This is a genomic window from Rhizobacter sp. P3_B12 (genome assembly GCF_056402895.1).
The window spans coordinates 1-4,385 of the sequence record NZ_JBFUGN010000509.1 but is presented as its reverse complement, the minus strand read 5'-3'; the positions used below and the strand labels follow the sequence as shown (position 1 = coordinate 4,385).

4 protein-coding genes and 1 pseudogene are annotated in these 4,385 nt (G+C 72.9%); all 5 read left to right on the top strand.

Annotated elements, in window-relative coordinates; genetic code table 11:
• Nucleotides 1–697 (top strand): formate dehydrogenase accessory protein FdhE (locus AC1D01_RS22500; protein ID WP_477870226.1); only part of this gene is annotated, 697 nt, incomplete at its 5' end.
• Nucleotides 697–2,151, top strand: coding sequence for an L-seryl-tRNA(Sec) selenium transferase (selA, locus tag AC1D01_RS22495; RefSeq protein ID WP_477870224.1), 1,455 nt, complete (start codon nt 697–699; stop codon nt 2,149–2,151). The genes AC1D01_RS22500 and selA, both read left to right, overlap by 1 nt.
• Before the next feature lie 63 nt (nt 2,152–2,214).
• A complete protein-coding gene (locus AC1D01_RS22490; protein ID WP_477870222.1) occupies nt 2,215–3,330 on the top strand; it encodes an acyl-CoA dehydrogenase family protein in 1,116 nt (371 codons plus the stop codon).
• An 11-nt stretch (nt 3,331–3,341) separates the two neighbouring features.
• Nucleotides 3,342–4,202, top strand: coding sequence for a phosphate/phosphite/phosphonate ABC transporter substrate-binding protein (locus AC1D01_RS22485; RefSeq protein WP_477870220.1), 861 nt, complete (start codon nt 3,342–3,344; stop codon nt 4,200–4,202).
• Nucleotides 4,180–4,385, top strand: a pseudogene (locus AC1D01_RS22480) (ferritin-like domain-containing protein); the annotation flags it as partial. The gene AC1D01_RS22485 and the pseudogene AC1D01_RS22480, both read left to right, overlap by 23 nt.

Sequence of the window (4,385 nt, the reverse complement as noted above, 5' to 3'; positions counted from 1 at the left end):
GCGCAGCGGCCTGCGCCGCCTGCTCGATGCGCTGCTGCCGCGCCTGGCGGGCAGCCCCGCGCTGGCGGCCGTGCAGGCGCTGAAAGACACCCATGCCGGCGACGATGCCTGGCTCGATCAACAGGCCGACCGCCTGCTGACCGGCGTGATGCTGGGGCTGGACCTGGCCGCCGCCCCGCTGGTGGCCGCGGCGCTGCAGGTGTACTGGACGCAGCTCGTGCTCGCGACGCAAGCGGCGCGCGGCGCCGACCACCTGCCGCCCTTCGGCCGCACCGACGATGCCACGCTGTGCCCCTGCTGCGGCAGCCGGCCGGTGGCCAGCATCTCGCGCATCGGCGGCGGCGATGCCGGCTTCCGCTACCTGCAGTGCGCGCTGTGCGCCGCGCAGTGGCACATGGTGCGGATCAAGTGCACGCACTGCCTCGGCACCAAGGGCATCCACTACCAGTCCCCGCAGCGCCTGGGCAGCGAGCCGCGCGATGCCAAGCCGGCCACCGAGGCCGAGACCTGCGATGCCTGCGGCCACTATTTGAAGATCGTGCACATGGAGCGCGACGTGAACGTCGAGCCGGTCGCCGACGACCTCGGCTCGGTGACGCTCGACCTGCTGGTCAGCGAGGCCGGCTTCCAGCGGCAGGGCATCAACCTGATGCTGCTGTTCGGCGACGACGGCACTGACGACGGCGGAGGCGGTTGATGGAGCGGCCCGAGACGTCCGTGGTTCACGGCGGCGGGTCGCAGGAGGCACGGCCCCAGGACCTGCCCTCGATCGACAAGCTGCTGCGCAGCGACGCCACGCGCGCGCTGCTCGACGCGCACGGCCACACGCTGGTGGCCGGCGAGGCGCGCGCGCTGCTTGAGGGGCTACGAACGCAAGCGGTGGCCGGCGGGCTCGCCGCCCACGCGCTGCAGCCCGATGCGCTGCAGGCGGCGCTCGCGGCACGCGTGCAGGCCCGGCTCGCGCCACGGCTGCGCACGGTGCTGAACCTGACGGGCACGGTGATCCACACCAACCTCGGCCGCGCGCTGCTGGCCGACAGCGCGCTGCAGCACCTGCTGGCGGTGATGGCGGCACCGAACAACCTCGAATACGACCTGGCCTCGGGCGGGCGCGGCGACCGCGACTCGATCGTCGAGGATTTGCTGTGCACGATCACCGGCGCGGCGGCGGCGACGGTGGTCAACAACAACGCCGCCGCGGTGCTGCTGACGATCGCGGCGCTGGCGCGCGAGCGCGAGGTGATCATCTCGCGCGGCGAACTGGTCGAGATCGGCGGCGCGTTCCGCATGCCCGACGTGATGGCGAGTGCGGGGGCCGAGATGGTCGAGGTGGGCACCACCAACCGCACGCATGCGCAGGATTACGAGCGCGCGATCACGCCGCGCACCGGCCTCGTGATGAAGGTGCACACCAGCAACTACGCGGTGCAGGGTTTCACGCACGCGGTCGACGAGGCGACGCTGGCCGGCATCGCGCATGCGCACGGGCTGCCGCTGGCCACCGACCTGGGCAGCGGCTCGCTGGTCGACCTGGCGCAGTACGGGCTGCCGCGCGAGCCGCTGCCGCAGGAGATGCTGGCGGCCGGCTGCGACGTGGTCACGTTCTCGGGCGACAAGCTGCTGGGCGGGCCGCAGGCGGGCCTGATCGTCGGCAGCCAGGTCGCGATCGCGCGCATCCGCAAGTTCCCGATGAAGCGCGCGTTGCGCATGAGCAAGCTGCCGCTGGCCGCGCTCGAAGCGACGCTGATGCTGTACCTGCGGCCCGAGCGGCTCGCGCACGACCTGCCGACGCTGCGGCTGCTGACGCGGCCGGCGCAGGCGATTCGCGCGCTGGCCGCGGCGCTGCAGCCGGCGGTGGCGGCCGCGGTGGCGCCGCGCTTCGAGGTGGAGGTGGTCGAGCTGATGGGGCAGATCGGCTCCGGCTCGCTGCCGGTGGAGCGGCTGCCGTCGGCGGGGCTGGCGATCGCGCCGGCCGGTGCCTCGAAGAAGGGCATCGGCACGGCGCTCGATGCGCTGGCCTCGGCGCTGCGCGCGCTGCCGCAGCCGGTGATCGGGCGCATCGCGCAGGACAGGTTGCTGCTGGACCTGCGCTGCCTGGAAGACGCTTCCTCGTTCACCCGCCAACTGCCGACATTGCATGAATCCTTGTAGCCCGGATGCCAATCCGGGATCCCCCCGCCCACCCCGGATTGGCATCCGGGCTACGGAGACCCGATGAACCCGCTCGACACGCTCGCCCGCATCGTCACCGACACCGTGGAGCCGCTCGCGCTGCGCACGGACCGAGAGGGACGCTTCCCGCGAGAGACGATCACCGCGCTGGGCGAGGCCGGGCTGCTCGGCCTGGTGTCGGCCCGATCGGTCGGCGGGCTCGGCCTGGGGCTGAAGGAGGCCAGCCAGGTCGTCTCGCGCCTCGCGCAGGCCTGCCCGTCGACCGCGATGATCGTCTGCATGCACTACTGCGCGGTCGCGGTGATCGAAGCCGCCGGCCAGCCCGCCGTCCGCGAGGCCATCGCGCGCGGCCGGCACCTGAGCACGCTCGCGTTCTCCGAGGCCGATTCGCGCAGCCACTTCTGGGCGCCCACCGGCACCGCGCGCGCCGACGGCAGCGCGGTGCTGCTCGATGCGCGCAAGAGCTGGGTCACCTCGGCCTTCGAGGCCGACAGCTACGTCTGGTCGAGCAAGCCGCTGGCGGCCGAGGGCGCCAGCACGCTGTGGTTCGTGGATGCCAAGCAGGACGGCCTGAGCCAGCCGGGCGCGTTCGACGGCCTGGGCCTGCGCGGCAATGCGTCGACGCCGATCACCGCGCGCGGCGTGCGCATCGCCGCGGCCGACCGGCTGGGCGAGGACGGCAAGGGCTTCGACACGATGATGGGCGTGGTGCTGCCGTGGTTCTCGGTGCTGAGCGCGTCGTGCTCGGCCGGGCTGATGGAAGGCGCGTTGTCGCGCGCGATCGGCCATGTCGGCCAGACCCGCCACCTGCACCTCGGCAGTTCGCTGGCCGAGCTGCCCACCATCCGCGCCTACCTGGCCCGCGCGCGCATCCAGGCCGACATGGTGCAGGCGCTGATCGACGACACGCTGGCGGCGATCGGCGGTGGCCGCCCCGACACGATGCTGCGCGTGCTGGAAGTGAAGGCCGCCGCGGCCGAGGCGGCACTGGAGGTGACCGACGTCGCGATGCGCGTGTGCGGCGGCGCGGCCTTCCGCAAGGAGGCGGGCATCGAGCGGCTGTTCCGCGATGCGCGCGCATCGAGCGTGATGGCGCCGACCTCGGACGTGCTGTACGACTTCATCGGCAAGGCCATCACCGGCCTGCCGTTGTTCTGAGGAGCCTGCCGATGAGCGATTCCACGCTGATCATGGGCGCCGTCGCCTACGCGCCCAAGGTCGTCACGATCTGGGAGGGCTTCAAGGCCTTCTTCGCGCGCCACGGCCTGGCCTTCGACTACCTGCTGTACTCCAACTACGAGCGCCAGGTCGAGGCGCAGTTCGACGGCGCGATCCACCTGGCCTGGAACTCGCCGCTCGCGTGGGTGCGCGCCGACCGCCTGGCCCGCGCGCGCGGCCAGGCCGTACGGGCGGTCGCGATGCGCGACACCGACTGCGACCTGCGCTCGGTGGTCGTCGTGCGTGCCGACAGCCCGCTGCAGGCGCTCGCCGACCTGCGCGGCCGGCGCGTGGGCACCGGCGCGATCGATTCACCGCAGGCCACGCTGATCCCGCTCGGGCTGCTGCGCGAGCACGGGCTGGTGGCCGGCCGCGACTTCACGCTGCGCCGCTTCGACGTGCTCGGCGGCAAGCACGGCGACCACATCGGCGGCGAACGCGATGCGGCCACCGCGCTGCGGGCCGGCGAGATCGACGCGTGCTGCCTGATCGACGGCAACCACCTCGCGTTCGGCCTCGACGGCACGCTGCCGGCCGGCAGCACGCGCGTCATCGCGCACACCGGCCCCTACGACCATTGCAACTTCACGACCAGCCCGGGTGCGCCGGCGGCGTTGATCGACCGCTTCACGTCGCTGCTGCTCGCGATGCGCTGGGACGATCCGGACGTGCGCCCGCTGCTCGAGCTGGAGGGGCTGCGCGAGTGGCGCATCGGCCGCACCAGCGGCTACGCGCTGCTCGAGCGGGCGGTCGACGATGAACGGTTCTACAGCGATGACGGGCGCATCCTTGCCAGCGACTATCGATATTGAGTCGCTGGCGCTGGACCAGGGCGCGCTGCTGCTGGTGCGGCGCGCGCTGCTCGGCCTGGCCGATGGCGACGAGCTGCGCGTGCGCGGCCGCGCCGACGCGTGGGACCTGCACCTGGCCGCGTGGTGCCGGCAGCAGGGCCATGCGCTGCGCTTCGAGACCGATGCGCAGGGGCGCCTGCACGG

Bases quoted from the DNA above. Each gene is read 5' to 3' on its own strand.
- AC1D01_RS22490 (WP_477870222.1), top strand. From the start codon at position 2,215: ATGAACCCGCTCGACACGCTCGCCCGCATCGTCACCGACACCGTGGAG.
- selA (WP_477870224.1), top strand. From the start codon at position 697: ATGGAGCGGCCCGAGACGTCCGTGGTTCACGGCGGCGGGTCGCAGGAG.
- AC1D01_RS22485 (WP_477870220.1), top strand. From the start codon at position 3,342: ATGAGCGATTCCACGCTGATCATGGGCGCCGTCGCCTACGCGCCCAAG.